Below are 26775 nucleotides of genomic sequence, written 5' to 3' on the forward strand. Positions count from 1 at the left end.
TAACCTTCAACGTCAGACGTCTCCCTAGTCCCAGCGTAGCGACCAGCCAGATTCCCATGCACGAACTCGACGAACAGTTGCGTGAACTGATCCCCAGGATGCGGCGCTTTGCCGTGTCCCTGACCCGTAACACCAGCAGCGCCGACGACCTGGTGCAGTCGACCCTGGAACGCGCAATCACCCGCTGGGCCGATAAACGCATCGAAGGCGACCTGCGCGCGTGGCTGTTCTCGATTCTTTACCGGCAATTCCTCGACGCCCACCGCCGCAGCCGGCGTTACGCGCGCATGCTCGACTTCTTTACCGGCCGTGACGACGCGCAACCTTCGGTGGAGCGCACGGTGATGGCCCAATCGGCCTTGCAGGCTTTCGACCAACTCAACACCGAACAGCGCGCCCTGTTGCTCTGGGTGTCGGTCGAAGGGTTAAGCTACAAGGAGGTTGCCGTCATCCTCGAGGTGCCCGTCGGCACCGTCATGTCGCGCTTGTCCCGGGCGCGCCAGGCCCTGCGCCAACTCAGCGATGGCGAAATTGCCAGCCCTTCCCTGCGGATACTCAAATGATCAGCCTGCCCCCCAGCGAACGCGATTTGCATGCCTACGTCGATCACCAACTGCTGGAGAGCGATCGCCGCGTGCTTGAAACCTACTTGGCGGCCCACCCCGACGTCGCCGCCCAGGTGCATGCCTGGCAACAGGATGCGCAAGCACTGCGCGCGTCATTGAGCGGGGCCTTGCAACAACCGGCCAACCCCGAGCTGGACCCGGCGCTGATTCGCCAACGCATCAAACACCAATCGCGCCGCCACTTCGCCACGGCTGCCGTGCTGTTGATCGCCGTCAGCCTGGGCGGTGTTGGCGGCTGGCACGCCCGCGAAGCGACCCAGCCTGCCCTGTTGCCGATGGCCGACGCCATGCAGGCGTTCCGCCTGTTTGCCCAGGACGGCATCATGCCCGCCGACTACAACGCCCAGGACGGCGGCTCGATGCAGGCCTGGCTGGATCGCTACTTCAACCAGGCGCACCGCCTGCCGGACTTGAGCCAGGCAGGTTTCAAGCCTGTCAGCGGGCGCTTGCTCACCACTGAGCAGGGCGCTGCCGCCATGGTGCTGTACGAAGACCCGCAAGGCCGGCGCATCAGCTTCTACATCCGCCCGCCCGGCCCGGAAAACGGCTTTCTGCCCCGCGGCAGCCGCAGCGCCGATGGCTTGCAGGCCGAGTACTGGTCCGGCAGCGGCTACAACTACGCGATGGTCAGCCCGGTGGACCAGCCAACCACGCAGATGATGAAGTTCTAAAAGCCCACGTCCAGCACCACGTTGTCCAGATAGATGCCGCTCGGCGGCGTGGTCTGGTCGGTATAGACCTTGGCGTTGTAGTTGAACACCTGGCTGCCCGTGCCCAGGCCGTTGCCAGGGTTGACCTCGGCCGTTGAACTGGCCCGACGTGCCGTGCCCACGCTGCCCCAGCGGGTCGTGCTGGCACTCTTGAAGATGTCGTAAGCAAGGAAGTTACCGGCGGACACCATCTGCCGGCGGCCACCCACACTCACCGGGTTCTGCCCGTCACTGAGGCCCACGGTGTAGGCGCTGCCCTTGGTGCAGGCCACGCTGGCCTGCCCGTTGACGGTGGAAAATGCACTGACCACCGGCGCGCTGCCAAAGGCGATGGCGGGCGTAGTGATCTGGCAGTCATTGACCACGGTCATGCTCACATTCAGCGTGGTGGTGCCGTTGTTGATCTCGCGGCCCGCGCAAATCCCACCAATGCCAATGCCCGAACAGTAGTTCCAGTTCCAGGCGATATTCAGGGTTTCGCTGTACACACCTGCAGCCACGTTACTGCCGATGGTGGTGGCGAAATACAGCGGCACAACTTTGGTGCCCGGCCCGAACACCAGGCCAAGGGAGGCGGCAATGCCGCCACTGCCGCCAAAATCGAACGCGGTGCCGCGCGTCATTGGGAACGCGGTGGTGTTGTTGGCGTAGATCGTATAGCTGATGACATCCCCGGTCGGCCCGACCAGGCCGCCTTGCGCGGAGCCGGTGACGGTCGCATAGAAATGGTCACTCGAGGTCAAGACTGACAGCAGCGCTGACGTGCAGCTCAAGCCAGCGTTGGTGGTCGAACTCGGCTGGGAGGTGGTGCGCACGGTCATTGAACTCACCGTGGTGCCGAAACTGGCCGGCACGGTGGCGCCCACCGTGCACACCGCCTGCACCTGCACCGACACTCCCAGGCTTGCCAACAGCAGTAACCGCAACAGCCAATCCTTGACCCGCACACGCACACTCCTTATGTCATTGGCACACCAGTGGCCCAATCAGCGGTACCTGCTCCTGCGTGGTATCCAGTTCGAACGTCGCCTGGCAGGCCTGGCCATCGCCGACGGTGACCTGCAAGGTGTTGTGCGCCGCCAGGTTTTCCAGGTAGACCAGGCCGTCCCACCCCACCACCGCCAGCGCGCCGCTTTGCTCGTGCCGCACCTGGCTGCCCAGGGGCAATTCCTGATGCTGGGCGTCGACCAGGGTGATGCTCGCCGCGAGCACCTGGCGCACCGGAAACTCCAGCAAGTAGCCACTGCCCCGGCGCACGGCCACACGTTGCTCGACGTTGGGCACTTGCATGTTGGCCGGCAGGTTCAGCGGGTCGATCTCGTATTTGGCCCGGTAGTAGGCGCTGGTCCACGGCACCAGCAAGTGCCCGTTGCGGTCGGTTTCACCCACCACTTGGTTCTCGTAGCGCACCGGTACGCCGCCGACGCCACCGGTGCTCACCACCACAAACGCATCGTCGACACGGTTGGCGGCGAACACGTGGTGGTCCATCCACACCAGCGAGCCACTGGCATCCGCCCAACGGGTTTGCGCGTCGCGGTTGCCATACACGCCGGCCTGCAATTGCACCGACTGCAGGCGCCAGGTCAGGTCAGCCTGTCGATAAGCCGGCCCGTCACCGCTGGCGTAACCCAGGTTAAAGCCCACGCCGCCCTCGGCCGGCACTGCCCGGCTGTAGTTGACGCGTTGCTGGCTTTCTCCGGTTTTGCTGCGTTCGCTGCCCACGCTGAGGCTGCCGTAGATGTCGAAGGGCACCACCACTTGGGCCTGCACTGCCCAGCTGCTATCACCGACTTCGTGGTTGGCCGACAGGTAAAAACTGCTGTTGCGCCACAGCGCTTTGCTCCAGGTCATGTTCACCAGGCGGGTACGAGAATCATCCGCCGCCTGCACATCGAAATAGCCCACGCCCAGGCTGCCGAAGTCGTTTAGGTTCAGGCTCAAGGTCGCTTGCTGGCTGCGCTTGCTGAGGCTGGCATAGGGCGTGTCGACCAGGCTCAGGTCGGCGTATTCATCGCGGCGCTCTACCCGTTGATAAGACACGCTGTAACGCTGATTGCTGTATTGGTAGCCCAGGCTCAGTTGCTGGCCTGTGCGCCCGTCGAACTGGCTTTGGCTGACGGCGGTATTGAGCACGCCGAAGTTGCCCATGCGCAGGTTGCCGCCGACACCGCCCAGGGCCAGGTCACCCGCGGCTTCGGCGTGGCTTTCCAGGGTAAACGCATCCGACAGCCCGTACCGAAAGGTACCGCTCGCCACGCCAGCGCCGTAGCCAAAATCGCGCACGGTGTAGTCGCGGCGCAGGTTCCCCGCCGCCACCGAAAAGTCCGACAAGCCCTTTTGCAACAGCGTACTCGTGACGTAGAACGGCACCGTGGTCGAGACCTGCCGGCCCAGGGCGTCGGTGGTCACCACCACCGCCTCACCCGCGCCGTTGATGAACGGCACGTTGGTCAGGGTGTACGGCCCAGGCTGCAGGTCGGCGCTGCTGGTTTTGTAGCCGTTGATAAACAGGTCCACCGACGACGGCACGGCGGCCTCACCGGCAAACTGTGGCAGCGGGTAGGTGACCAAATCCGGACGCACGCCAAAATCGCGCGACACCTGTACCCCGCCAAGACGCACCGAGGTGCTCCACGGCAAGGCGCCACTGATCACGTCGCCGGCCTCATAGGTCAGCAGGCGCTCGTCGTCGGAAAACCGCCACGTGGTGTCATAACGCCGATAGCCGTTGTACAGGCTGCTGCCGGCTGTCTCCCGGCCAAGGGTGGTGCGGTACTGGCCGGTGTTGGACAAGGTGCCCCAGGTGTCGAACAACCTGACTTCGTTGAAGATGCCGAGGTAGGTGCCGGCGTCATCGGTGTCGTTGAGGTAGGCATCATAGTTGAGCAGCGCGCCAAAGCTGGTCAGCGCCTGGGTGCGCGGGTAATTGTCGCGACTGCCGATAAATTGCTCCGGCAACCAGGCCGGCGGCACGCTGAGCATCAGGCGCTGGCCCTGGCTGTCGTAATCGGTGTGCATGCCTGGCAGGTTTTCCAGCGCAACCTCGGCGGGCACCTCACCCGGCAGCTTCATACCGATGTCCTGCAACACCGACGCCGGCAAAAACAACTGCCCGGCACGCTGATTGACGGCGACCACGCGCCCGGTATCCCTCTGGTTGACCACCAGTTCCAGAAACAACTGCGCATCGGCAACAGCCTCCATACTGCTGGGAGGGGGCGGCAATGGCGCGGCCACACTCGGCGCCGCAAACACCAGGCCAGACAGGCCACTCACCACCCACACCGATCGCCATAAACCTCTCGCCCGTTCATGGCTCACCAAGGCTTTGCGTCCATCAATGGACATCTCCATCCGTTAACACCAAGGGCTGCTCCATGCCCTACCGCACTGATTTATCGCCCGGGTGCAAGGTTCTCCAATTGCGTCGCACCATTGACTCGCACCTGCAGCGGCTGATCAGCCGGCAGCCCCTCCGGCACCGGCCAGCGCATGGTTGCGCCCGGCAGCACATAGCCCATCAGGCCTTCCACCAGCGGCCGCGGCTGGCCGCCCTGTTTGAACGTGGCGTCGGTCAAGCGCGCGTGCACGGCGCCCTGGTTGCGCATTTCGACGTAGTTGCGCCCGCCCACCGTGACCTTTTTCCAGCTCAGGTCCGGCTTGCCGGCGCTTTTGGGGTCGCGCTCGCGTGTGCCATCAACCTTGCTCCAAAGGCCCGGACCATAGGCGAACAGCGGCACCGAATAGCGCATCTGGAAGCGAATCGCCGCGGCCGTCTTGCCATCAGCCGGGGCCGCAGGCGGCGTGGCCGGGGGGATTTCATCGATGATGATCCGGTAGGCCAGTTCCCGGCCCGGCGGCACCTCTTTGGTCCGGGTCAGGCGCACCAGCTGTTTCTGCCCCGGCTCGATCTTCGCCACCGGCGGGCTGCCGATCACGTCGCGCTGGTTCTGGTACTGCTCGTCAAAACCGCTCTGGGTCCAGGCAAACACGCGGATTTGCAGGTTGGCGGTCTCCGTGCCGCGGTTTTCCAGCCACAGGGCGCTGGCCTGTTGGTCGGCCTCCAGCACCGGGTCAATCGGCCAGATCAGCACGGAGCTTGCCGCCTGCGCCTGCCCTGCCGTCAACGCCAACAACGCGCTCAAACCTGCTGCCCAAAAGTGCCGGGAAGCTGCATCCATAAGTCTTACTCCTCATTGCCAATCGCCTTACCACGACAGCTGCACCTGCAACGTGTCGCTGTACGTCCCCCCAGGCGTATTACCCGGTAACTGCACTCGCCCATAAATCGGCAAGGTGATGCTGGCTGCGTTGGTGTAGGCCACGCTCACGCTTTGGCTGATGCCCAGGCTCTGGCTGAACGCCGCGTCCCGAAACAGTTGATAAGCCACTTGGGCAGTGCCGCTATTGAGCTGCATCCGCCGACCGCTGTTGTTGTGCAAACCGCCATCGACACTCATGCTCAGCGCGACGCCCGGTGTACATTGCAGGGTCACGCCCGCCGTGAGTGCGACAGACGCGGTGCTGGTCGCCAGGGCCGAATAAGTGCCGAAGGCCAGGCTGCCGTAGTTCGTGCCGCCACCCACCACCAGGCATCCAGGGGTGATGGTCGCGCTGACCTGGAACGACTGACTGGTCACCGCCAGCAGCGATACCGGCATGCCCCAGCCGATGCACACCACACACGCCGCCCACCCTGCCCGGCTCATGGCGCTTAGAACGTCAGCGTCACGTTGACCGTGTCGGTGTAAGTCCCGGCCGGCAGCCCGGCCTTGCCGTTGGCCTTACCGTAAATATTCACGGCCTGGGCCACGCCCGTGCTGGGTGCCAGGTTGATCACCCCACCGATGGCGAGCAAATTGGAGTGACCACTGTCGGTGAACAGGTCATACGGCACGTAATTGGCCACACCGTCGTACAGCGCGCGGCCACCGCCCACGGACTTGCCGTCGTTGGCGCCGGCAGACACGGTCAGCGTCGGTGAAGTGCCCGCCGAACACAGAATCGACAACGCGCCACCGCCGCCGCCCAGCACCTGGCCGTCGGCTTCAGTGAACAGGCTGTTGGCCGTACCGAAGTTCAAGTTACCGAAGCTCATCCCGCCGGTGGCCGCCGCGCCATTGACCTGGCAACTGCTGGTCAGCACCAGCGTTGCGGTGACGGTGCCGGCGACCGTGGCCGCCTGCGCACCCGACACCCACACCAGTGCCATCAATGGAAAAACTGCTTTTGATACAAGTGCATGCATGATGTTCATCCTCATGATTTACCAATCCAGAGTCACCGTCAGGGTGTCTGTGTAGATGCCGGCCGGTAGGGCCCTGGTATTCGCCACCACCGAGCCGAATACCGGGATCGGTACTTGCGTGCCCTTGGTCACGACGAAATTGCGTTGTTGGCCAACGCTGTAAGTGCTGTGGCCCAGCGGATCAGCCGACAGCCGATACGGAATGGTCTGACGCCCGTTGCTCAAGCGTCGCGTGGTGCCATCGCCATGCGCGCCGCCGTCGATAGTCACGGTGAAACTGCTGACCACCGACGGGTTGCAGGACACCGACAGCGGCGCCTTGTCGCCATCGGAAACGGCTGCGCCCAGTGGGTTGCTCCAAGTCGGACCCTGGCTGCCAAAGTCGAGCATTGCCGTGCCGCCCACAGGGCTCACGGGCGCGCTCACGGGCGCGCTTGCGGCGCCCTTGCTCACCTCACAACTGGCGGTTATCACCAGCCGCGCATGAATCTGCCCGGCCACGGCCGCCTGGGCGTCCTCCGCCAGCAGCAACAGGCCGCCCATGGCCACGAGGGCCCAGCCCCGGCTTACCATGTGACCGTGACCTTGAGCAGGTCGGTGTAGCGGCCGACGGCGGGGATGTCCTTGAGCGGTTCGATGCGGCCATATAAGGGCAAGTCGACGCTGCCCGAGTCCGGCACGCGGCCACTGAGCGGTTCATTCACGGGCAAGGCAATACGTCGCGCGGCGTCGGCGTAAAGGCGATAGGGAATAGGTTTGCTCGAGGGGGTCGCGGCGCTGAGGTAGCGCACTTCGCCGACGCCGCCATGCAGGCCACCGTCAACGCGCATTTGATAGGGTGTGTCCGGGTTGCATTCCAAGCGCGGCTGGCGCTGGCTGATCAAGGCCGCACTCAACGGGCCGGCCGGGTCATCCAGACGCGGGCCGCTGCCAAAGTCCAACACGCCCAGCTGCTCGATACCCGCATCGCGGGTGATGCCCACCAGCTGGCAGCCCCGTTGCACGTCGATGCGCACTTCTACCTGAAGTTGCGCAGCGTAAACCGTGTTACAGAGTATGGCGCCCATCACTGCCAATACTGCTCGTCCCTTCACAGCCCCAATTCCTTATACAGGGGTAACAACTGTGTATGAGGTTAGCCATTTAAGGAGAAACCGCCAGTTTGCCCAGGATTACCCCCACGCCATGCTTTTTCGAGATAGCTGGCGGCGCGCTTCTCTATTGGTCAAATCGCCTCGGGCGCCCTAAAGTGAGCGACCACCGCACGACAGAGTGACTTGCATTGGCTGTGCTTCCCCTGATTCAGCGTTTGCTGGGCAAAAAAACCGCCGTCCTGGCCCCCTCGCCTATCCCGGTGTTCTTTGAGAACAAAGCCAGGCAACAGGGCTATACCCTGAGCGCAGGCCAAAACCGGGCGATTGCCGCCCTCGCCCGCGAGACCCAGCACCTGCTCGCCAACCGTGCAACGCGCAGCCTGTACCTGCACGGCCCGGTGGGGCGCGGCAAGAGCTGGCTGCTTGATGGGTTCTTCCAGGCGCTGCCGATTGCCGACAAGCAGCGCGTGCACTTCCATGCGTTTTTTGCCCGCCTGCATCGGGGCATGTTTGCGCACCGTGAGCACGACGACGCCCTGGGCGTGACCCTCGATGAGCTGCTGGCGGGATGCCGGGTGCTGTGTTTCGACGAATTCCATGTTCACGATATCGGCGATGCCATGCTTATCAGCCGGTTGTTCAAAGCCTTGTTCGAACGCGGCGTGCTGGTGCTGGTGACCTCAAACTATGCACCCGAGGGGCTGCTGCCCAACCCGTTGTACCACGAACGCTTCAAACCGGTGATCGACCTGATTGCCGCGCGGATGGACGTGCTGGAGGTCAGCTCACCCCAGGATTTTCGCAGCTTGCCCCAAGCGCATGCCGAGCAGCACTTCAGCGCCGGCCAGTATGTTTGGCCGGGCACGCCCGCCCAGCGTGAAATGCTCGGGCTGCCCACCACCGATTGCCCCGCGCAACGCCTGACGGTCGGCAACCGCCAGCTGATATGTCGCCACCATCAGGCGCCAACCCTCGCGTTCACCTTCAACGACCTGTGCGAACAACTCACCGCCGTGATGGATTACTTGCTGCTCTGCGAGGACTTCGACCACTGGATCGTCGACGGGCTGCCCCAGTTGGCAGACTGCCCGATTGCCGTGCAACAGCGGTTCATCAACTTGGTGGACGTGCTGTACGACCAGGACAAACGCCTGACGCTGATCGGCCAACACCCCTTGGCGCATGCCCTTGAAGGGCAGGCCATCGACCTCGCTCGCACCGCGAGCCGCCTGAACCAATTGCAAACCGTCTGCCCGCAACCGGCGCCTCACCCGGTATCATGAGCGCCTTTTTACGCCCTCTTGCCGAGTGACTGCGCCGTTCATGAATACCCTCGCCCAACTCAAGACCGGCCAACTGGCTGGCATCACGCGCCTGGACCTGTCCTGCGGGCTGACCGAATTCCCGCGGGAAATCTTCGAACTGGCCGACTCCCTGGAAATCCTCAACCTCACGGGCAACGCCCTGAGCAGCCTGCCCGACGACCTGCATCGCTTGTCGCACCTGCGCGTGCTGTTCTGCTCGGACAACGCCTTCACCGAGCTGCCGGCGTGCCTGGGCCAGTGCGCACAGCTGAGCATGATCGGCTTCAAGGCCAACCAGATCAGCCACGTGCCCGCCGCCGCCCTGCCGCCGCAGTTGCGCTGGCTGATCCTCACCGATAACTGCATCAGCCAATTGCCCAGCGAATTGGGCGAGCGGCCGTTGCTGCAGAAACTGATGCTGGCCGGCAACCAACTGGCGCACCTGCCGCAAAGCCTGGCCAACTGCCACAACCTGGAATTGATCCGCATCGCCGCCAACCGCCTGACGCAACTGCCGCAGTGGCTGCTGACGATGCCGAGCCTGACCTGGCTGGCCTATGCCGGTAACCCGGTGGAAATGGCCGTGGCTGTGGCGGGCGATGACGCGACTCCGAACATCCCGTGGTCGGAACTCGAACTGGGCGAAGTACTGGGCGAGGGCGCCTCGGGGATCATTCGCAAGGCGGCGTGGCGACCGCGGGGGTTGTCTGTCGCAGTCAAACTGTACAAAGGCACGATCACCAGCGACGGCTCTCCGCTGCACGAAATGCAGGCCTGCATCGCCGCCGGGCTGCACCCCAACCTGATCAAGGTGGAAGGCCGCGTGGTGGGCCATCCCGATGACCAGGCCGCGCTGGTGATGGACCTGATCGACCCGAGCTATCGCAACCTTGCTGCGCTGCCGAGCCTGGCGTCCTGCACGCGCGATATCTACGCGCCCGACACGCGCTTCAGCCCCGAAGTGGCCTTGCGCATGGCGCGCGGCATAGCGTCGGTGGCGGCCCATTTGCACCGGCACGGCATTACCCATGGCGACCTGTATGGCCACAACATTCTGTGGAATACCGAGGGTGATTGCTTGCTCGGGGACTTTGGCGCGGCGTCGTTCCATGCCACGGCGGACACCTTGGAAACCCAGGCGTTGCAGCGTATTGAAGTGCGCGCGTTTGGGGTACTGCTGGGGGAGTTGCTGGAGCGGGTTGACACGCCGTTCAACGACCAGGCGTTGGTCGCGCTGCAAAAACGCTGCTGCCAGCCTGATGTGTTGGCGCGGCCGAGCTTTGAAGAGATCGAGACCTTGCTGCAATCTCTGCCACGCCACTGATCAAATGTGGGAGCGGGCTTGCTCGCGAATGCAGTGTGTCAGTCACCCAATCAGTGACTGACACTACGCATTCGCGAGCAAGCCCGCTCCCACATTTTTTACCGCGTTCTATTCAGCTATAAATCAGCCAGCCAGGCCGACGAACATATCCTGCACGTCGTCATGGTTGTCCAGGCCTTCCAGGAAGGCTTCGACTTCGGCCATCTGCTCATCGGTCAAACCACTCACCGGGTTCTTCGAGATGTAGCCCAGCTTGGCCGACAACACCGTGAAACCCTGCTCTGGCAGGGCTTTCTGCACGGCATCCAGGTCGGTGGTTTCGGTGATGAACAGGGTCGTGCCCTCTTCTTCGCCGTCTTCAAAGTCCTGGGCGCCGGCTTCGATAGCCGCCATTTCCGGATCAGCGTCCGGCGTGTCCGGCGACGCTTCGATCAGGCCGACGTGGTTGAAGTCCCAGGCCACAGAGCCCGAAGCACCCAACTGACCTTTGCGGAACGCCACGCGGATTTCCGCCACGGTGCGGTTGATGTTATCGGTCACGCACTCGACGATCAGCGGCACCTGGTGCGGGGCGAACCCTTCGTAGGTCACACGGTGGTACTGCACGGTTTCACCCAGCAGGCCGGCGCCTTTCTTGATCGCACGCTCCAAGGTTTCCTTGGGCATCGAAGCCTTTTTGGCTTGCTCAACCACCAGACGCAGGTGGGCGTTGGTCGCGGTGTCGGCTCCGTTGCGGGCGGCGATGGTGATTTCTTTCACCAGCTTGCCGAAGATCTTGCCCTTGGCATTGGATGCCGCTTCTTTATGTTTGACTTTCCACTGTGCGCCCATGACTCACTCTCTTCTGTCCATCGCGCCGAGACGTCTACTGGCCGGCGCTTTGGGGGCAGAGTTTATAGGGCAAAAAAAATTCGTTCCAGCAAAAAACCGTCAACACGCCAACTCGAAAAACGCCTGGATCAGGCGCAGTGAGCGGCGTCGCTGCATGCAACCGAGCATGTGCCGGTTGACCAGCCCGTCGCCCTGCAAAGGAATGGCATGCACGCGCGGATCGCGGCTGACCTCCATTGACGACACGACCCCCACGCCCAGTTCAGCGGCGACGGCTTCGGTCACCGCCTCACGGCTGTCCAGTTCGAGCAAGACTTTGGGCTGCACAGCGGCGCCGGCGCACGCGCTGTCGAAGGTGCGCCGGGTAATCGAGCCGGGCTCGCGAAGCACCATGATCACTTCGTGCAATTGCTCCAGGCGAATGCCCGCCGGGTCGGCCAGCCACGGATGCCCTGCCGGCACCAAGGCGCAGATGCGCGATTCGTTCAGGGCTTGCAGGTGCAGGCCATTGCGCGGTTCCACCTCGGTGAGCACCGCCACATCCGCATGTTCGGACAACAGCGCCGCCAGGGTTTCCTGAGCATTGCCCAAGCGCAGGTTGACGGTGATGCCCGGGTAGCGCGCACGTAACCTGGCGATCATCGGCATCACCAGATGCGGGCCGTCGGCCGCCACCTCCAGGCGCCCGGTGAGCAACTGACGGTTGGCTTCCAGCAGGGTCTGGGCCTCGTCCACCAGGCCGAAGATCGCGCGGGTGATCGCCGCCAGGCGCGTGCCCTCCTCGGTCAACTCCACCCGCCGCGCCGTACGCCGTAACAACGGGATCTGATAGTGCTCCTCCAGAGCCTTGATGTGCCCGGTCACCGCCGGCTGGCTGATGAACAGCCGCGCCGCGGCCCGGGTGAAACTGCCCTCGCGGGCTACGGCATCGAATGCACGCAGTTGGAACAAGTTCATAGCTATCGGCCTCACTGATAGCTCGCATAACAACAAACAATTTGATTGATAACAAGCCAAACTGCAATTTAGGCGCCGTAGATTCAACCCCCGAGACTTGCGAGGACTTGAGATGACCACCGCCACGCCCATTCTGCTCACACCCGGCCCGCTGACCACGTCCGTGCGTACGCGTCAGGCCATGCTGGTGGATTGGGGTTCATGGGACCAGCGATTCAACCAACTCACCGCCAGCGTCTGCGAGCAGTTGCTGGCGATTCTCAACGCTGCCGACAGTCATCACTGCGTGCCCCTGCAAGGCAGCGGCACCTTTGCCGTCGAAGCCGCCATCGGCACCCTGGTGCCGCGCAATGGCAAGGTGCTGGTGTTGATCAACGGCGCCTACGGCAAGCGCCTGGCGAAGATCTGCGAAGTGCTCGGCCGCGATTTCAGCACCTTTGAAACCGCTGAGGATGAACCGACCACTGCAGCCGATGTGAGCCGTCTGCTGCTCGCCGACCCGGCCATTACCCACGTGGCGCTGATCCACTGCGAGACCAGCACCGGCATTCTCAACCCGCTGCGGCAGATCGCCGAGGTGGTGAAAAGCCACGGCAAGCGCTTGATCATCGACGCCATGAGTTCCTTCGGTGCGTTGCCAATTGACGCTCGCGAAGTGCCGTTCGACGCGCTGATCGCCGCCTCGGGCAAATGCCTGGAAGGTGTGCCGGGCATGGGTTTCGTGTTTGCCGACAAACAGTCGCTGGCCGCCGCCCAAGGCAACTGCCACTCCCTGGCGATGGACCTGTTCGACCAGCACCGCTACATGGCCAAGACCGGGCAATGGCGCTTCACCCCGCCAACGCACGTGGTCGCCGCCCTGCACGAAGCGCTGCTGCAATACCACGAAGAGGGTGGCCTGCCGGCGCGTCACCAACGCTACGCACGCAACTGTCAGGCGCTGCTGGACGGCATGGCCGAAGTGGGCCTGCGCAGCTTCCTGCCGGCAGCGATCCAGGCGCCGATCATCGTCACCTTTCATGCGCCAAAAGACCCGCGTTACCAGTTCAAGGACTTCTACGAACGGGTCAAGGCCAAGGGTTTCATCCTTTACCCCGGCAAACTGACCCAAGTGGAAACCTTCCGCGTGGGCTGTATCGGCCACGTCGATGCGGCCGGCATGCGCGCAGCGGTCAAGGCGATCGCGCAGGTGCTGCAAGAAATGGAAGTGCTGGACGTCTGATTGCCCCATTACCCACAGGATTTGAACCATGAACTATCAAAACCCCAACACCCTCCAGGCCGTTGTCCTCGACTGGGCCGGCACCGTGGTCGACTTCGGCTCGTTCGCCCCCACCCAGATCTTTGTCGAAGCCTTCGCCGAATTCGATGTGCAAGTCTCCATCGAAGAGGCCCGTGGCCCGATGGGCATGGGCAAGTGGGACCATATCCGCACCCTTTGCGACCAGCCGCAGGTGGCCGAGCGTTACCGCAAGGCGTTCGGCCGTACGCCGACGGATGATGACGTGACCGCCATCTACCAGCGCTTCATGCCATTGCAGATCGAGAAGATAGCCGAACACTCGGCGCTGATTCCCGGCGCCCTCGACACCATTGCGCGGCTGCGTGTGCAAGGCATCAAGATCGGTTCCTGCTCCGGCTACCCCAAGCAAGTCATGGACAAAGTCGTCGCCCTGGCCGCCACCAATGGCTACTTCGCCGATCACGTGGTCGCCACCGACGAAGTGCCCAACGGCCGCCCATGGCCGGCCCAGGCACTGGCCAACGTGATCGCGCTGGGCATCGATGATGTGGCGGCTTGCGTAAAGGTCGATGACACCGTGCCGGGCATCCTCGAAGGCCGCCGCGCCGGCATGTGGACAGTGGCGCTGACCTGCTCCGGCAACGCCCTGGGCCTGACATATGAGCAATTTCGAAACCTGGACGCCGCCACCCTGAACAGCGAGCGCAAACGCATCGAGAAACTCTTTGAAGGCTCGCGCCCGCACTACCTGATCGACACTATCAACGACCTGCCTGCAGTGATCACCGATATCAATCAGCGCCTGGCGCGCGGTGAAATGCCGCAAAGCCACTGATTGAGGTCAAAACAACGGCATTTACGCCAGGCAAAGCGCTCAAAACCGGCATACAGTTAAAGGACTCCGTCACCAAGAACGGAGGTTTGCCCTGATGAGTGAGGAACACAGCGATGCCGTGGAAAAACTCCGATACACGCTACAGCACCATGTCGATTGCGCTGCACTGGTTGATGGTGGTGCTACTGGCGGTGGTTTACGCCTGCATAGAGTTACGCGGCCAGTTTCCCAAAGGCAGTGGCGCGCGTACGTTGATCGTCGAAATGCACTTTATGTTTGGCCTCACCGTGTTCGTGCTGGTGTGGCTGCGCCTGTTCGCGCGCAGCCTGGGCGTTGCGCCGAAAATCGTGCCGGCCCCCCCGCAATGGCAAAGCCTGTTGGCCACGCTGATGCACGTTGCGCTGTATGCGTTGATGATCGGCATGCCGATCGCCGGCTGGCTGATTGTCAGTGCCGAGGGGCATTCGGTGATGTTCTATGGCATTGAGCTGCCGCCGTTGATCGCTGAAAACAAGGCTCTGGCCAAAGAGATTGAGCACTGGCATGTGCTGTTCGGCAAGGTCGGCTACTGGCTGATCGGGCTGCATGCATTGGCGGGGATCATTCACCACTACATCCTGCGCGACAACACGGCGCTGCGGATGATGCCCGGTCGAGTCAAAACCGGCGGCTAAGCCTCTACGCAAACCCTCGTCGGCCTTGCAGGCCGCCGGTATGCACGAAGATCAGACGAGTGCCGGGAGGAAAACGCCCGGCCTCGATCTGCTGCTTGAGCGCCAACAAGGCCTTGGCGGTGTAAAGCGGCTCCAGCGGCACACCACTGGCCTGTTCCGTGGCGTGCATGAATTCAAGCAACAACGGATCGACCTTGGCGAAACCGCCTCGGCTTGCGTCCACTAATTCATACCCTTGCTGCACGATAGCCTGCACGTTTTGAGCGACGCCGTGGTCGTCCGGCACCGCCATTGCGCCATAGACCGTGCGCGCGCCCGCCTCGGCCAACGTCAACCCGGCCAGCGTCGTACCGGTACCCGCCGCCAACCACCACGCGTCGTAGTCGGCCCAGCCCAGGGTGTTCAATTGCGCGCGCACTTGATCGACCAATACCGCGCAGCCCAAGGCACCGGCGATTCCACCGCCGCCTTCCGGCACGGGGTAAAGTTGCGGGTATTGTGCGTGCCACGGCAACCAGAAATCCGCCGCGTGCCGCGCGCGATAGCCGCCGTAACCGAGCCAATGCAGCTGCATGCCGAAGGCTTTCAGGTCGAGCACAGTGGGTGTGTCTTGAGGATGGCCGCGCAACAGGCCTACGGTCGGGAAACCGAAGCGTTTGCCGGCCGCCGCCAGTGCGTGCAGGTGGTTGGAGTGCGCGCCGCCGAGGCTGATGACTCCGCGGGCTCCGGCCGCCTGGGCATCGGCCAGGTGCTGGGTGAGCTTGAACCATTTGTTGCCGCTGATCAGCGGGTCGATGCGGTCCAGGCGCAGCACGGCTACCTCGACGCCGTTCAGCCAGTCCAGCTGCAACAGTTCAAGGGGCGCGTGGGGAAGCCAGTCGAAAGGGCCCATCGGGAGGCATCTGAATAGAAAAAGGGGCGGTAGTCTAACACCGCCCCTTTTTTCGTCTTACAGCTCGGCAGCGAGGCGCGAGCCCTGATTGATGGCGCGCTTGGCATCCAGCTCGGCCGCCACGTCGGCGCCGCCGATCAGGTGCACGTTCTGGCCTGCGGCGACCAGGCCGTCCTGCAGCTCGCGCAGCGGGTCTTGCCCGGCGCAGATGACGATGTTGTCCACCGCCAGCAGCTGCGGCTCGCCTTCGGCGCCGATGCGGATATGCAGACCCTGGTCATCGATGCTCAGGTATTCGACGCTGTTGAGCATCTGCACCCGCTTGTTCTTCAGGCCTGTGCGGTGGATCCAGCCGGTAGTCTTGCCCAGGCCGTCGCCGACCTTGGAGGTTTTGCGTTGCAGCAGGAACACTTCACGCGCCGGCGCATGCGGCGCCGGCTTGATGCCGGCCACGCCGCCACGGGCTTGCAGCTGCGTGTCGATGCCCCACTCCTTCCAGAACGCTTCGCGGTCCAGGCTGGTGGACACGCCGGCGTGCACCAGAAATTCAGAGACGTCAAAGCCGATCCCGCCAGCGCCGATCACCGCCACGCGCTTGCCCACCGGCTTGCGCTCAAGAATCACGTCCAGGTAACTCAGCACCTTGGCGTTGTCGATACCCGGGATGGCCGGGGTGCGCGGCGCAATGCCGGTGGCGAGGATGATCTCGTCATACCCGCCCGCCGCCAGTTGCGCGACATCCACACGGGTGTTGAGGCACACCTCGACGTGGGTGGTCTGCAATTTGCGCTTGAAGTAGCGCAGGGTTTCAAAGAACTCCTCTTTGCCCGGCACGCGCTTGGCAATATTGAACTGGCCGCCGATTTCGCTGGCGGAATCGAACAAGGTCACTTGATGGCCGCGCTCCGCCGCCACGGTAGCCGCTGCCAGGCCTGCAGGACCGGCGCCGACCACGGCGATTTTCTTGATCTGCTTGACCGGCAGGTAGTTGAGCTCGGTTTCGTAGCAGGCGCGCGGGTTGACCAGGCAGGTGGTCAGCTTGCCGCCAAAGGTGTGGTCCAGGCAGGCCTGGTTGCAGCCGATGCAGGTGTTGATTTCATCGGCGCGGCCGGCCGCCGCCTTGTTGACGAACTCCGGGTCAGCCAAAAATGGCCGCGCCATCGAGACCATGTCGGCATCACCTTCGGCGAGGATCTGCTCGGCAATGTCCGGCGTATTGATACGGTTGGTGGTGATCAGCGGAATCTGCACCGCACCGCGCAGCTTGGCGGTGACTTTGCTGAACGCGCCACGCGGCACTTTGGTGGCGATGGTCGGGATACGCGCTTCGTGCCAGCCGATACCGGTGTTGATAAGGGTCGCACCCGCCTGCTCGATGGCCTTGGCCAGCTGCACGATTTCTTCCCAGCTGCTGCCGCCTTCGACCAGGTCGAGCATCGACAGGCGGAAGATAATAATGAAGTTCGGGCCCACGGCTTCACGCACGCGGCGAACGATGTCCACCGCCAGGCGCATGCGGTTTTCGTAGCTGCCACCCCAACGGTCGGTGCGGTGGTTGGTGTGGGCGGCCAGGAACTGGTTAATGAAGTAGCCTTCGGACCCCATGATTTCCACACCGTCGTATTCGGCGACCTGGGCCAGCAGCGAGCAGGTGACGAAATCCTGGATCTGCTTTTCGATGCCTTCTTCGTCCAGTTCCCTGGGCTTGAACGGGTTGATCGGCGCCTGGATCGCGCTCGGTGCGACTTGCTTGGGGCTGTAGGCATACCGCCCGGCGTGAAGGATCTGCATGCAGATCTTGCCGCCCGCTTCGTGCACGGCCTGGGTCACGATTTTGTGCTTCTGGGCCTCCTCGTCAGTGGTCAGCTTGGCCGCACCGGCATACACGCCGCCCTCGTCGTTCGGGCCAATCCCGCCAGTGACCATCAGGCCGACACCGCCACGGGCGCGCTCGGCAAAGTAGGCGGCCATGCGCTCGAAACCACCTGGCTTTTCTTCAAGGCCTGTGTGCATCGAGCCCATCAGGGTGCGATTGCGCAAGGTGGTAAAACCCAGGTCCAACGGGGCCAGCAGGTGCGGGTAGGCAGCAGCGGTCATGGTACAGCTCCACAACGGATCATCACGGGACGTGGCAGGCTCGAATGGCCTGCCATCGGTTTATGCCCCACAGACTAAGAGGCGATGGACTGCCGCTCAATGACTGAAACTGACAAGTTATTGATCCAAATGCACAGCGCCCCTTGGCAAGCAGGTGCCTGAGCCCTACCCTAGTCGGCGAACCCTGCACACGGTCTGTTGTCTGTTGCCCCATGCGTAAACTTCTAGCGTTCACCCTCGTCATGGCCCTGGTTGCCGCCGTCGCCGCGTATCTGGTCTGGACCCAGGAGCGCCCTGTGGCGCATTACCTGTCGGACCTGCGCATTTCCCTGGCCGTCAATGAAGGCGAGCCTGCCGATCGTGGCAACTTGCTGGGCATTCAGCCGGAGTTGTTCCCCGCCGATTACCAGAGCCTGGAACGCCTGCACCTGAAGCTCGCGGCGTACCTGCAAAAGGCCCGTGATCAGGGGCTGATCAATCAAAAGACCATCGTGGTCCTGCCCGAACATATCGGCACCTGGCTGATGCTCAGCGGCGAAAAAAACGAGTTGTACCAGGCGGTCCATTTAAAAGACGCGATGAACTGGCTGTCGGCCAGCAACCCTCTGCAGTTTGCGCGCGCATGGATCAGCGCCACCGGCGATAACCGCATGGATGACGCCTACCTGCGTATGAAAGCCTCCGCCATGGCGCGCGACTATCAGCTGTTGTTCGGCGGCCTGGCCAAAGAGTTTGGCGTCACGCTGGTGGCCGGCTCCATCACCCTGCCCAACCCGAGTGTCGAACAAGGCCAACTGCATGTCGGCCATGGTCCGCTGTACAACGCCAGCCTGGTGTTCGGTGCCGACGGTTTGCCAGTGGGCCAGCCACAGCGCCAGTTCTACCCCATCTACGATGAGCGCGGTTTTATCCAACCGGGCGATGAAAATATCGTCAACGTGGTCGACACCCCGGCCGGGCGCCTGGGCATCCTGATCGGCAGCGACAGCTGGTACCCGGACAACTACCGCAAACTCAACGAGCAAGGCGCGCAGTTGGTCGCCGTGCCGGCATTTGTGACTGGCCGCGACACATGGGATCGCCCATGGCGCGGGTTTAAAAGTGTGTCGACACCACCCGAAATCAGCCTCAAGCCCGAGGAACTCAGCGAAGGCGAAGCCTGGCACCGTTTGACCCTGATCAGCCAACAGCCGATCAGCCAGGCAAGCGCCGGCATGAGCGTGTTCTTGCGTGGACAGTTCTGGGACTTGGGCACTGCCGGGCACAGCTTTCTCAGCAGCAACGGGCGAGTCAACGCCGACAGCGGCGCCCGTGGCGCACGTCTGCTGAACATCTGGTTGTAGCGCCTTGAAGCCGGTGCGCCTCGGGGATCTGTCGGTGGGCTTCGTGCACACCCTGGCGGACGCCATTCAAAGCCACGGCCTGGACCCGCAACCGCTGCTGCTGCAATACGGCCTGGACGCCGCGCGCCTCGCCGAAGCCGGTGCGCGTCTGTCGATCCCGCGTTACATGCGCCTGGGCCATGCGGCCATCCAACTGACCGGCGACCCGGGCCTGGGCTTGCGCATGGGCCAGCTCAGCCGCCTGAGTCAGGCGGGCCTGGCAGGCGTCACCGCCGCGCAAGCGCCCAACGTGCGTGAAGCCGCGCGCACATTGACCCGGTTCGAGGCGCTGTACGGCTCCAACTATCGCGGGCAGTCGAGTTTTCACGAAGATGCCGAAGGGGCGTGGCTGAGGTTCTATTCCATCAGCCCCTACAACGCCTACAACCGCTTTGTGGTGGATTCGATCATCGCCGGCTGGCTGCAGCAATTGTCCAGCCTGGCCCAACAACCGGTGCAGGCGCAGCGCATCGACATCGAATTTGAAGCGCCCCCGTATTGTGACCAGTACGCCATGCTGGGTGACGGCCCGGTGCAATTTGGCGCCGACGCCAATCAACTGCGCCTGAGCCAGCAAACCCTGGCGATGCGCAACCCGCAGCATTGCCCGAGTACCTGGCAGTTGTTGTTGAAGTTGTGTGAAGCAGAGCTGGAGCAGTTGACGCGCACCCGCAGCCTGCGCGAGCGCATTACCCGTTTGCTGGGGCCGATGCTCAATGGCGGCCGGGAACCCGACCTGGAAGAAGTGGCGGCACGCTTGAAGCTGCCCACCTGGACCCTGCGCCGCAAACTGGCCGAAGAAGGCACACAGTTTCGCGCGATTCTCAACGACACCCGTCGCGATCTGGCCATGACCTACATTCGTGACACGGAACTGGCGTTCGGCGAAATCGCCTACTTGCTCGGTTTTGCTTCGGCCCAAGCCTTTCAACGGGCGTTCAGGCGGTGGAACAACCAGACTCCAGGGGAATTTCGCCGCAGTCAGCGGCATTCCGCCTGAAGTCGGTATTACAGCTCGGTGGCGTCATCGACCGGATCCAGCGGATCCAATTCAAACGCGTGGTACTCCAGCAGTTCTTCTTGGTAATCGTCCATGGTGGACTCCTTGTGGGTTTAAAGCGGCTGCCAATAAATGACCCGCACAGCCAGCCTAAAGTGCCGTGATGACGAAAAAATGTCTGCGCCATGACGTTCCTGCACATCCTGATTAAACGTAGCAGCGCTGGGTTGATTTAGCGCTCGACATTTGACGTGCGATTGCAATCATTGCAAATGCAACCAGATTTCCATTAGGGTACGAACCTCTGTTGCCTGGAGCTTCAACCCATGCCCGCCTCTACCGCTAACGCCGCGCAGCTGTGTATTGACGCACTGAACGCCGCCGAACCATCGCGCAGTTCGCCGCTGTACACGGTGATGACCATGGCCAATACCCTGGAATTCAGCCGGCACGCCTGGGTGATTCGCGGCCAGTCACGCAGCCGGCGTGTGGGTAGCTGGCCCAGCTGGTTCGCGCGTAATACCGGCGAAAAACCACTGCTGTACCTGCACAGTGCGGCGTCGTCGGCGCAGCTGTGTGCGTTGTCGGGTGAGACCGCGCAGCACGGCATCCTGTGCAACGACATCGAGAACCAGCCTTCGCCCTGGCCCAAGGGCGCGCAACCCTCCCTGCCGCTGTGGCTGGCAAACCACCCGCGTTGCACACCGTATGATCCGGCCTCGGGTGAGGAAGCCCGCGCGATTGTGCTGGCGGGGTTACGCGCGCTGTATGTGGACGGCAAGCCGGGCTTTTATTACCTGGCGCTGCATGATCAAGAGACCGCCGTGACGTTGGATGCGCAAGACCGTGAGGATGCGCTCAAGGGCATGTACCCGATCCGACGTCGCCAAGGGGATGTGCGATTGCTCGGCGCAGGTCGGGCGCTGGTGGAAGTCGCTCATGCTGCACAGTTGCTTGAACAGGACTGGAGCATCACGGCGCAGCTGTGGAGCTGCCCCAGCTACACGCGACTGGCCCGCGAGGCTGCGGCCGCTGCGCGCTGGAATCGGCTGCACCCCATGGCGCCCCAGCAGAGCTGCCATTTGCGTGATTGCCTGGCCGGGGATACAACGCCGGTCATCGCCGTCACCGGTTATCCGCAGCCGATTGTCGATCAGTTGGCGCCGTATGTTGACGCGCGTTTTGTGGCGTTGGGCGCAGGCTCGGTGCAGGCCGCTGCGCCGAGTCGTTTCTGGATCGTGGTGTGTGCGTTGAGGGCGTTGGCGGATGAAGGGCGTATTGACGCACAACAGGTGGAAATAGCGATGAAACGCTATCCACTTAAATGAATGGGAAACGCGATAAAAAATGTGGGAGCGGGCAAGCCCGCTCCCACATTGGATCTGCACCGCGTCTCAGATCTTGCGTCGGTTACGGGTTTGCACACCCGCCTCCACTGCCAACTCCGCCGTACGCTCCAGCGTATCGGCAAACAACTGGCGCTGCTCCGGCTCGATTTGCGACAGGAACAACTCGTCGACGGTGCTTTCGTAGATCGTCCACATTTTTTTGCGCAACACCCGACCCGCGTCGGTGATCGAGGCAAACGCCGCTCGGCCGTCGCCGTCTGAACGCGAACGCACCACCAGGCCGTCCTTTTCCAGACGGTCCACCAGGCGCGTCAGGTTGTAGCGCTCGATCGCCAGCACATCGGCCAGTTCGTGCATACGGCGAGTGCCCTCGGGGCCGCTTTCCAGGCCCCACAGCGCGTCATACCAGGCGTACGGCGGCAGGCCCGCCTCAGCCAGCCGACGCTCGATTTCACGGATGACCGTCCTGTGGGCCCTGACAAAACGGAACCATACATCAGGCTCATTCGACGACATGCAACACCATCCGGGGAATTTCAAGAAGGTTGCAATAGTAGCTCATCCCGCGCTAGATTCAGGCATGTCGTTGCAATTGCAACTACATTGGCGCCACTCCTACAAGGAGCTCGCTGCTTCAAATCCGCCTACCCTGGAGTTTCACATGACCCCCAATAACGCTATAAGACTGGACGACGATCCACAGGAAACCCGCGAGTGGCTGGAGTCCATCGAATCGGTGCTCTCCACCGAAGGCCGCCCGCGCGCCCATTACCTGATAGATCAGTTGCTGGATTTCGACGTAGCGCGCCATGGTGACTTCTACGGGCGGGTGACCACCCCCTACGTCAACACCATTCCCGTCGACCGCCAGTTGCCCTACCCCGGCAACCTGGCCATCGAGCGTCGCACCAACGCGTTTATCCGCTGGAACGCCATGGCCATGGTCTTGCGCGCCGGCAAACATTCCGGTGTGGGTGGGCATATCGCGACTTATGCGTCAGCTGCTGTGCTGTACGACGTAGGCTTTGACCACTTCTTCCGTGGGCGTACCGACACGTTCGATGGCGATTTGGTGTACATCCAGGGCCACTCCTCTCCTGGCATCTATGGCCGCGCATATCTGGAGGGGCGCATCAGCGAAGCGCAGTTGGATAACTTCCGCCGCGAGGCCGGTGGCGAAGGTTTATCGTCCTACCCCCACCCGCGCTTGATGCCGGACTTCTGGCAATTCCCCACCGTGTCCATGGGGCTCGGGCCGATCACTGCGGCCTACCAGGCGCGATTCATGCGTTACCTGGAATTTCGCAACCTCAAGCAACACCAGGGCCGCAAGGTCTGGGCCTTCCTCGGTGATGGCGAAATGGACCAGCCGGAATCCCTCGCCGCCATCTCCCTCGCCGGCCGCGAGAAACTCGACAACCTGATCTTCGTGGTCAACTGCAACCTGCAACGCCTGGATGGCCCGGTGCGCGGCAATGCCAAAGTGATTCAGGAATTCGAAAGCCTGTACCGCGCCGCCGGTTGGAATGTGATCAAGGTAATCTGGGGCGGTGGCTGGGACGCGCTGCTGGAAAAGGATCAGAGCGGCCTGCTGCGCCAGCGCATGATGGAATGCGTGGACGGCGATTATCAGAATTACAAATCGCAGAACGGTGCCTATGTGCGCGAGCATTTCTTCGGTAAATACCCCGAGTTGCTGGCACTGGTTGCGGACATGTCCGACGACGAAATCTGGAAACTCTCACGCGGTGGCCACGACCCGGACAAGGTCTACAACGCGTATGCGGCTGCCGTACGCCACCAGGGTCAACCGACGGTGATCCTGGCCAAAACCGTCAAGGGCTTCGGCATGGGTGAAGCCGGCGAAGGCCAGAACATCAACCACCAGCTGAAGAAAATGGGCGCCGAGGCGGTAAAAGCCTTCCGCGACCGCTTCGGCCTGGAAGTGGCGGATGACCAGCTTGACGACATCCCCTACCTCAAGCCCGCTGCCGACAGCGAAGAAGCCCGCTACTTCGCCGCGCGTCGCCAGGCCTTGGGCGGCTATGTGCCCGCGCGCCACAGTGCCATCGAGTCATTGCAAATCCCCGAACTGAGCGCATTTGCGACCCAACTCAAAGACACGGGCGAGCGCGCCATTTCCACCACCATGGCCTTTGTGCGCATCCTTGGCACGCTGCTCAAGGACCCGCACCTGGGCAAGCTGATCGTGCCAATCGTGCCGGATGAATCGCGCACCTTCGGCATGGAAAGCCTGTTCCGTCAGATCGGCATCCATTCAGCGGTGGGTCAGCTTTACACCCCACAGGATGCCGGGCAACTGAGCTACTACAAGGAGAGCAAGGACGGACAGATCATGCAGGAAGGCCTGAACGAATCCGGCGCCATTTCCTCGTGGATCGCGGCCAGTACGTCCTACAGCAACCACGGCCTGATGACCGTGCCGTTCTACATTTTCTATTCGATGTTCGGCTTCCAGCGCGTCGGCGACCTGGCCTGGGCGGCGGGCGATGCGCGGGCGCGCGGGTTCCTGCTGGGGGCCACGGCGGGGCGCACCACGTTGATGGGCGAAGGCTTGCAGCATGACGACGGCCACAGCCATATCCTGTCGTCGGTGATCCCGTGCTGCGTGTCGTATGACCCGACGTTTGCCTACGAGCTGGCGGTGATCATTCGCGAAGGTATGCGGCGCATGTACGTCGAGCAAGAGGACATTTACTACTACATCACCCTGCTCAACGAGAACTACCCACACCCGGCCATGCCCGATGGCGTGGAGCACGGGATTCTCAAGGGCATGTATCCACTGAGCAGCCACCCGCAAGCGCAGGTGCAATTGATGGGCAGCGGGTCAATTTTGCGTGAAGTGATCGCCGCGGCCGACTTGCTCGAAAAGGACTTCGCCGTGCACAGCAACGTGTGGAGCGTCACCAGCCTGACCGAGCTGCGCCGTGACGGGCACGCGGCGCAGCGCTGGAACCTGTTGCACCCGGAAAGCGAGCCACACGCGAGTTACGTTGAGGAATGCCTCGCCGGGCAAACCGGGCCGGTGGTAGTGGCCACGGACTACATGAAATTATTCGCCGATCAGGTTCGCCCCTTCGTCCACGGCCGTCGCTTTGTAGCGCTGGGCACCGATGGGTTCGGGCAATCGGACACCCGCGAAACCTTGCGTGAGTTTTTCGAAGTCGACCGGCACTTTATCGTGCTGGCGGCCTTGAAGGCACTGGCCGATGACGGCGTGATCGGCCGGGACACCATCACTCAGGCCATCAGCCGCTACGGGATCAACGTCGACAAGGCGGATCCCGTAGCAGTCTGAGTTACTGCGCGGGCGTGGGCAGCGGCGGAATCGCCTCTGTTGGCGCCGGCAGGCTCGGATTGGTCGGCGCCGGCGCCGGCTCGCTTGCCGGGGTTGAGGCTGGCTCTTCCTTGGGTGCAATCGGTGCCGTCTCGGCAGGCGGCGTCACCGTTTGCGAAGCAGCTGGCGCTGCCGGTTCTTCCTTCGGTGCCTCGACCTTCTCGGCTACCGGCGCCGCCTTGGGTTCCGGCACACCGAGGTCAGCCTTGGGCTTCTCGGGAATATGCTCGGCCTTCTTCACTTCCTGCGGCAGGAATACATCCACCAGCGCGAAATAACGGTCGTAGAACTTGGGCGCCGAGACCGTCTCGCTTGCCACCTTGACCATCGAGTCATCGGTGGAGCCGATCGGCATCGACACCGAGCCCAACACACCCACACCGAGGCTTGCGGAGTTGTTGACCTTCTTCAGCGCATAGCGATCCTGCAAGGCGTTGGCAAACATCGTCGAGTGGTTATTGCCTTTGCCGTCATCGGCACACACCACGTTGAAGCTGATCTGCAGGTGCGTCTCGCCGGTCTGCTGAAAGCTCTTGTTACCCACGACCAGCTTCGGATCGCTGCTGGTGATGATGTAGCCCTGGCTCAGCAGGGCACGACGCGCCGCTTCGCAGGCCGCCACATCGCTGACCGGGTAATCACGGGAGAATGTACCGGAGTCGTCGAAATTCTCATGTTCATAAATAGCGGTCTTGGGTGACGAGCAGCCCGCGGCGCCCGCCAGCACCAGCGCCAACCCGAGGCTACGCAAGTGAAATGATGTCGACATCGAAAATCCTGAGGAAAACAGTCCGGGCGGTATTGTGCAACAGAACGGGGTCCTGGCGCGCGCATTCCTGTCGGTAAAACGTCACAGGCCTACAGGACGGTGCCTGCAGGAAAAAGCCCGGCGCCCATATGGTCGATAAACACACGCAGTTTGGCTGAAGCATGGCGACTTGCTGGCCATAACATCCAGAAGCTGCCGCGGTGCTCGAGAAAGTCATCCAGCACCCGCTGCAAATGCCCTTGCTGCACCGCCTCCCTGACCATGTAATCCGGCAGGCAAGCGATGCCCAAGCCTTCGTGCACCACATGGTTGAGCGATTCAATGGTCGTGCTGACCAACGGTGTGCGCAAAACAGGTTCTGCAGCGCCTGGCACAGGACGTAATGGCCATGGCTCCAATTTGCCGGTGGCGCAGAATTTGTGGCGCAGGCAAGCGTGGCCGCTCAAGTCCCGGGGCTGCTGCGGGGTGCCATGTTGCTCGAAATAGGCTGGCGTCCCCACCAGCACCAGACGGTAGTGCCCCAGATGACGCGCCATCAAGCGCGAATCTTCCGGCCGGCCTGTACGAATCACCGCATCGAAGCCTTCTTCGATCACATCCACCATGCGGTCTGAAAAATCCACATCCAGTTCGATGTCCGGGTACGCACGCATGAAATCGCTGAGCACCGGCATCAACAGCCCACGCACCTGCGGCACGCTGATCCGCAACTTGCCGCGCGGCGTGAGGGTGGCCTCGGTCAGTTCCTGCTCCGCGGCCTCGACTTCGGCGAGAATCCGTCGCGAACGCTCGAGAAACAACGCCCCCTCGCTGGTCAAGGTGATGCTGCGCGTACTGCGGTGAAACAGGCGCACACCCAGGCGCTCCTCGGTGCGTGCGATGCTTTTGCCCACCGCCGAGGAAGACACGCCAAGCACGCGGCCCGCGGCGGTGAAGCTGCGGGTTTCCGCGACGTGCACGAATACCGAAAGACTGCTCAAGCTGTCCATGGGCTTACCTACCAATTGCGGACGTAGGTGTCCGATAAGTTCGGAACCTTAGCCTGTTTTTCCGCAGCTCACAGCCCCCTACCCTGC

25 protein-coding genes are annotated in these 26775 nt (G+C 62.7%); 11 read left to right on the forward strand and 14 right to left on the reverse strand.

What is annotated here, in order from left to right:
* The first annotated feature begins 56 nt into the window (after positions 1–56).
* Positions 57–563: a sigma-70 family RNA polymerase sigma factor gene (locus tag ABWL43_RS17870; RefSeq protein WP_106578821.1), complete on the forward strand. Its 507-nt coding sequence runs from the start codon at positions 57–59 to the stop codon at positions 561–563.
* Positions 560–1297, forward strand: a complete 738-nt coding sequence (locus ABWL43_RS17875; protein ID WP_404483377.1) for an anti-sigma factor family protein — start codon at positions 560–562, stop codon at positions 1295–1297. Before ABWL43_RS17870 ends, ABWL43_RS17875 begins: the two co-directional genes overlap by 4 nt.
* Here ABWL43_RS17875 and ABWL43_RS17880 read toward each other — a convergent pair.
* The 7 genes from ABWL43_RS17880 to ABWL43_RS17910 are packed head-to-tail and all read right to left on the reverse strand — an operon-like array spanning position 1294 to position 7654.
* A complete protein-coding gene (locus tag ABWL43_RS17880; protein WP_404483379.1) occupies positions 1294–2283 on the reverse strand; it encodes a spore coat protein U domain-containing protein in 990 nt (329 codons plus the stop codon). The two genes, ABWL43_RS17875 and ABWL43_RS17880, sit on opposite strands and share 4 nt — an antisense overlap.
* A gap of 16 nt (positions 2284–2299) precedes the next feature.
* Entirely contained in the window at positions 2300–4693 is a 2394-nt protein-coding gene (locus ABWL43_RS17885) for a fimbria/pilus outer membrane usher protein (protein WP_404483380.1), read from the reverse strand.
* 41 nt (positions 4694–4734) lie between these two features.
* Positions 4735–5520, reverse strand: a complete 786-nt coding sequence (locus ABWL43_RS17890; protein ID WP_242199352.1) for a molecular chaperone — start codon at positions 5518–5520, stop codon at positions 4735–4737.
* A 27-nt stretch (positions 5521–5547) separates the two neighbouring features.
* Complete coding sequence (locus ABWL43_RS17895; RefSeq protein ID WP_404483382.1) at positions 5548–6048, reverse strand: spore coat U domain-containing protein; 501 nt, start codon at positions 6046–6048, stop codon at positions 5548–5550.
* 5 nt (positions 6049–6053) lie between these two features.
* Positions 6054–6587 (reverse strand): spore coat U domain-containing protein, encoded by a 534-nt coding sequence (locus ABWL43_RS17900; RefSeq protein ID WP_404483384.1) that lies wholly within the window; start codon positions 6585–6587, stop codon positions 6054–6056.
* An 18-nt stretch (positions 6588–6605) separates the two neighbouring features.
* Positions 6606–7160, reverse strand: a complete 555-nt coding sequence (locus ABWL43_RS17905; protein ID WP_404483386.1) for a spore coat protein U domain-containing protein — start codon at positions 7158–7160, stop codon at positions 6606–6608.
* Positions 7154–7654 (reverse strand): spore coat U domain-containing protein, encoded by a 501-nt coding sequence (locus ABWL43_RS17910; RefSeq protein ID WP_164487989.1) that lies wholly within the window; start codon positions 7652–7654, stop codon positions 7154–7156. The genes ABWL43_RS17905 and ABWL43_RS17910 overlap by 7 nt, the downstream gene beginning before the upstream one ends.
* Positions 7655–7869: 215 nt before the next feature.
* On the opposite strand from ABWL43_RS17910, the gene zapE reads away from it, so the two are divergent.
* Positions 7870–8964, forward strand: coding sequence for a cell division protein ZapE (gene zapE / locus ABWL43_RS17915; protein ID WP_262207548.1), 1095 nt, complete (start codon positions 7870–7872; stop codon positions 8962–8964).
* Positions 8965–9004: 40 nt separating this feature from the next.
* Positions 9005–10309, forward strand: coding sequence for a protein kinase (locus tag ABWL43_RS17920; RefSeq protein ID WP_404483388.1), 1305 nt, complete (start codon positions 9005–9007; stop codon positions 10307–10309).
* Positions 10310–10432: 123 nt separating this feature from the next.
* Here the strand turns inward: ABWL43_RS17920 and ABWL43_RS17925 are convergent, their stop codons facing one another.
* Both ABWL43_RS17925 and ABWL43_RS17930 read right to left on the reverse strand, forming a co-directional pair.
* Positions 10433–11140: a YebC/PmpR family DNA-binding transcriptional regulator gene (locus ABWL43_RS17925; protein ID WP_090402660.1), complete on the reverse strand. Its 708-nt coding sequence runs from the start codon at positions 11138–11140 to the stop codon at positions 10433–10435.
* Between the two features lie 99 nt (positions 11141–11239).
* Complete coding sequence (locus ABWL43_RS17930; protein ID WP_404483390.1) at positions 11240–12097, reverse strand: LysR substrate-binding domain-containing protein; 858 nt, start codon at positions 12095–12097, stop codon at positions 11240–11242.
* Positions 12098–12209: 112 nt separating this feature from the next.
* On the opposite strand from ABWL43_RS17930, the gene ABWL43_RS17935 reads away from it, so the two are divergent.
* From ABWL43_RS17935 to ABWL43_RS17945, 3 genes are all read left to right on the forward strand, one after another.
* The gene (locus ABWL43_RS17935; RefSeq protein ID WP_404483392.1) at positions 12210–13319 is read left to right on the forward strand and encodes a 2-aminoethylphosphonate--pyruvate transaminase; all 1110 of its coding nucleotides are present in this window, start codon (positions 12210–12212) and stop codon (positions 13317–13319) included.
* Positions 13320–13347: 28 nt separating this feature from the next.
* The gene (gene phnX, locus ABWL43_RS17940) at positions 13348–14175 is read left to right on the forward strand and encodes a phosphonoacetaldehyde hydrolase (RefSeq protein ID WP_404483394.1); all 828 of its coding nucleotides are present in this window, start codon (positions 13348–13350) and stop codon (positions 14173–14175) included.
* Between the two features lie 113 nt (positions 14176–14288).
* A complete protein-coding gene (locus ABWL43_RS17945) occupies positions 14289–14849 on the forward strand; it encodes a cytochrome b (RefSeq protein ID WP_242199336.1) in 561 nt (186 codons plus the stop codon).
* 4 nt (positions 14850–14853) lie between these two features.
* On the opposite strand, the gene ABWL43_RS17950 is transcribed toward ABWL43_RS17945, so the two are convergent.
* Both ABWL43_RS17950 and ABWL43_RS17955 read right to left on the reverse strand, forming a co-directional pair.
* Positions 14854–15741: a 1-aminocyclopropane-1-carboxylate deaminase/D-cysteine desulfhydrase gene (locus tag ABWL43_RS17950; RefSeq protein WP_404483396.1), complete on the reverse strand. Its 888-nt coding sequence runs from the start codon at positions 15739–15741 to the stop codon at positions 14854–14856.
* A 57-nt stretch (positions 15742–15798) separates the two neighbouring features.
* Positions 15799–17838 carry an FAD-dependent oxidoreductase gene (locus tag ABWL43_RS17955; protein ID WP_404483398.1) on the reverse strand — a complete coding sequence of 680 codons (2040 nt, stop codon included), beginning with the start codon at positions 17836–17838 and terminating at the stop codon, positions 15799–15801.
* A gap of 212 nt (positions 17839–18050) precedes the next feature.
* Here ABWL43_RS17955 and ABWL43_RS17960 point away from each other — a divergent pair, with 212 nt between their 5' ends.
* The 3 genes from ABWL43_RS17960 to ABWL43_RS17970 all read left to right on the forward strand — a co-directional run bounded on the left by ABWL43_RS17960 (position 18051) and on the right by ABWL43_RS17970 (position 21548).
* Positions 18051–19181 carry a carbon-nitrogen hydrolase family protein gene (locus ABWL43_RS17960; RefSeq protein WP_242199333.1) on the forward strand — a complete coding sequence of 377 codons (1131 nt, stop codon included), beginning with the start codon at positions 18051–18053 and terminating at the stop codon, positions 19179–19181.
* 4 nt (positions 19182–19185) lie between these two features.
* Entirely contained in the window at positions 19186–20220 is a 1035-nt protein-coding gene (locus ABWL43_RS17965) for an AraC family transcriptional regulator (protein ID WP_404483400.1), read from the forward strand.
* Positions 20221–20546: 326 nt separating this feature from the next.
* On the forward strand, positions 20547–21548 hold the full coding sequence (locus ABWL43_RS17970) for a transketolase-like TK C-terminal-containing protein (protein WP_404483401.1): 1002 nt from the start codon (positions 20547–20549) through the stop codon (positions 21546–21548).
* A gap of 66 nt (positions 21549–21614) precedes the next feature.
* Here ABWL43_RS17970 and ABWL43_RS17975 read toward each other — a convergent pair whose 3' ends face one another.
* Positions 21615–22085 (reverse strand): MarR family winged helix-turn-helix transcriptional regulator, encoded by a 471-nt coding sequence (locus ABWL43_RS17975; RefSeq protein WP_404483403.1) that lies wholly within the window; start codon positions 22083–22085, stop codon positions 21615–21617.
* Between the two features lie 145 nt (positions 22086–22230).
* Here ABWL43_RS17975 and aceE point away from each other — a divergent pair, with 145 nt between their 5' ends.
* Positions 22231–24891: a pyruvate dehydrogenase (acetyl-transferring), homodimeric type gene (gene aceE / locus ABWL43_RS17980; RefSeq protein WP_404483405.1), complete on the forward strand. Its 2661-nt coding sequence runs from the start codon at positions 22231–22233 to the stop codon at positions 24889–24891.
* A 1-nt stretch (position 24892) separates the two neighbouring features.
* Here aceE and ABWL43_RS17985 read toward each other — a convergent pair whose 3' ends face one another.
* Both ABWL43_RS17985 and ABWL43_RS17990 read right to left on the reverse strand, forming a co-directional pair.
* Positions 24893–25699, reverse strand: coding sequence for a DUF2242 domain-containing protein (locus ABWL43_RS17985; RefSeq protein ID WP_404483407.1), 807 nt, complete (start codon positions 25697–25699; stop codon positions 24893–24895).
* A gap of 89 nt (positions 25700–25788) precedes the next feature.
* Positions 25789–26688 (reverse strand): LysR family transcriptional regulator, encoded by a 900-nt coding sequence (locus ABWL43_RS17990; RefSeq protein WP_404483409.1) that lies wholly within the window; start codon positions 26686–26688, stop codon positions 25789–25791.
* Between the last annotated feature and the right edge of the window lie 87 nt (positions 26689–26775).

This window comes from Pseudomonas sp. HT11, assembly GCF_044875395.1.
Taxonomy (GTDB): Bacteria; Pseudomonadota; Gammaproteobacteria; order Pseudomonadales; family Pseudomonadaceae; genus Aquipseudomonas.

Bases quoted from the DNA above. Each gene is read 5' to 3' on its own strand.
- ABWL43_RS17870 (WP_106578821.1), top strand. From the start codon at position 57: ATGCACGAACTCGACGAACAGTTGCGTGAACTGATCCCCAGGATGCGG.
- ABWL43_RS17875 (WP_404483377.1), top strand. From the start codon at position 560: ATGATCAGCCTGCCCCCCAGCGAACGCGATTTGCATGCCTACGTCGAT.
- ABWL43_RS17885 (WP_404483380.1), bottom strand. From the start codon at position 4,693: ATGGAGATGTCCATTGATGGACGCAAAGCCTTGGTGAGCCATGAACGG.
- ABWL43_RS17890 (WP_242199352.1), bottom strand. From the start codon at position 5,520: ATGGATGCAGCTTCCCGGCACTTTTGGGCAGCAGGTTTGAGCGCGTTG.
- ABWL43_RS17895 (WP_404483382.1), bottom strand. From the start codon at position 6,048: ATGAGCCGGGCAGGGTGGGCGGCGTGTGTGGTGTGCATCGGCTGGGGC.
- ABWL43_RS17900 (WP_404483384.1), bottom strand. From the start codon at position 6,587: ATGCATGCACTTGTATCAAAAGCAGTTTTTCCATTGATGGCACTGGTG.
- ABWL43_RS17905 (WP_404483386.1), bottom strand. From the start codon at position 7,160: ATGGTAAGCCGGGGCTGGGCCCTCGTGGCCATGGGCGGCCTGTTGCTG.
- ABWL43_RS17910 (WP_164487989.1), bottom strand. From the start codon at position 7,654: ATGGGCGCCATACTCTGTAACACGGTTTACGCTGCGCAACTTCAGGTA.
- ABWL43_RS17920 (WP_404483388.1), top strand. From the start codon at position 9,005: ATGAATACCCTCGCCCAACTCAAGACCGGCCAACTGGCTGGCATCACG.
- ABWL43_RS17925 (WP_090402660.1), bottom strand. From the start codon at position 11,140: ATGGGCGCACAGTGGAAAGTCAAACATAAAGAAGCGGCATCCAATGCC.
- ABWL43_RS17930 (WP_404483390.1), bottom strand. From the start codon at position 12,097: ATGAACTTGTTCCAACTGCGTGCATTCGATGCCGTAGCCCGCGAGGGC.
- ABWL43_RS17935 (WP_404483392.1), top strand. From the start codon at position 12,210: ATGACCACCGCCACGCCCATTCTGCTCACACCCGGCCCGCTGACCACG.
- phnX (WP_404483394.1), top strand. From the start codon at position 13,348: ATGAACTATCAAAACCCCAACACCCTCCAGGCCGTTGTCCTCGACTGG.
- ABWL43_RS17945 (WP_242199336.1), top strand. From the start codon at position 14,289: ATGCCGTGGAAAAACTCCGATACACGCTACAGCACCATGTCGATTGCG.
- ABWL43_RS17950 (WP_404483396.1), bottom strand. From the start codon at position 15,741: ATGGGCCCTTTCGACTGGCTTCCCCACGCGCCCCTTGAACTGTTGCAG.
- ABWL43_RS17955 (WP_404483398.1), bottom strand. From the start codon at position 17,838: ATGACCGCTGCTGCCTACCCGCACCTGCTGGCCCCGTTGGACCTGGGT.
- ABWL43_RS17960 (WP_242199333.1), top strand. From the start codon at position 18,051: ATGCGTAAACTTCTAGCGTTCACCCTCGTCATGGCCCTGGTTGCCGCC.
- ABWL43_RS17970 (WP_404483401.1), top strand. From the start codon at position 20,547: ATGCCCGCCTCTACCGCTAACGCCGCGCAGCTGTGTATTGACGCACTG.
- ABWL43_RS17975 (WP_404483403.1), bottom strand. From the start codon at position 22,085: ATGTCGTCGAATGAGCCTGATGTATGGTTCCGTTTTGTCAGGGCCCAC.
- aceE (WP_404483405.1), top strand. From the start codon at position 22,231: ATGACCCCCAATAACGCTATAAGACTGGACGACGATCCACAGGAAACC.
- ABWL43_RS17985 (WP_404483407.1), bottom strand. From the start codon at position 25,699: ATGTCGACATCATTTCACTTGCGTAGCCTCGGGTTGGCGCTGGTGCTG.
- ABWL43_RS17990 (WP_404483409.1), bottom strand. From the start codon at position 26,688: ATGGACAGCTTGAGCAGTCTTTCGGTATTCGTGCACGTCGCGGAAACC.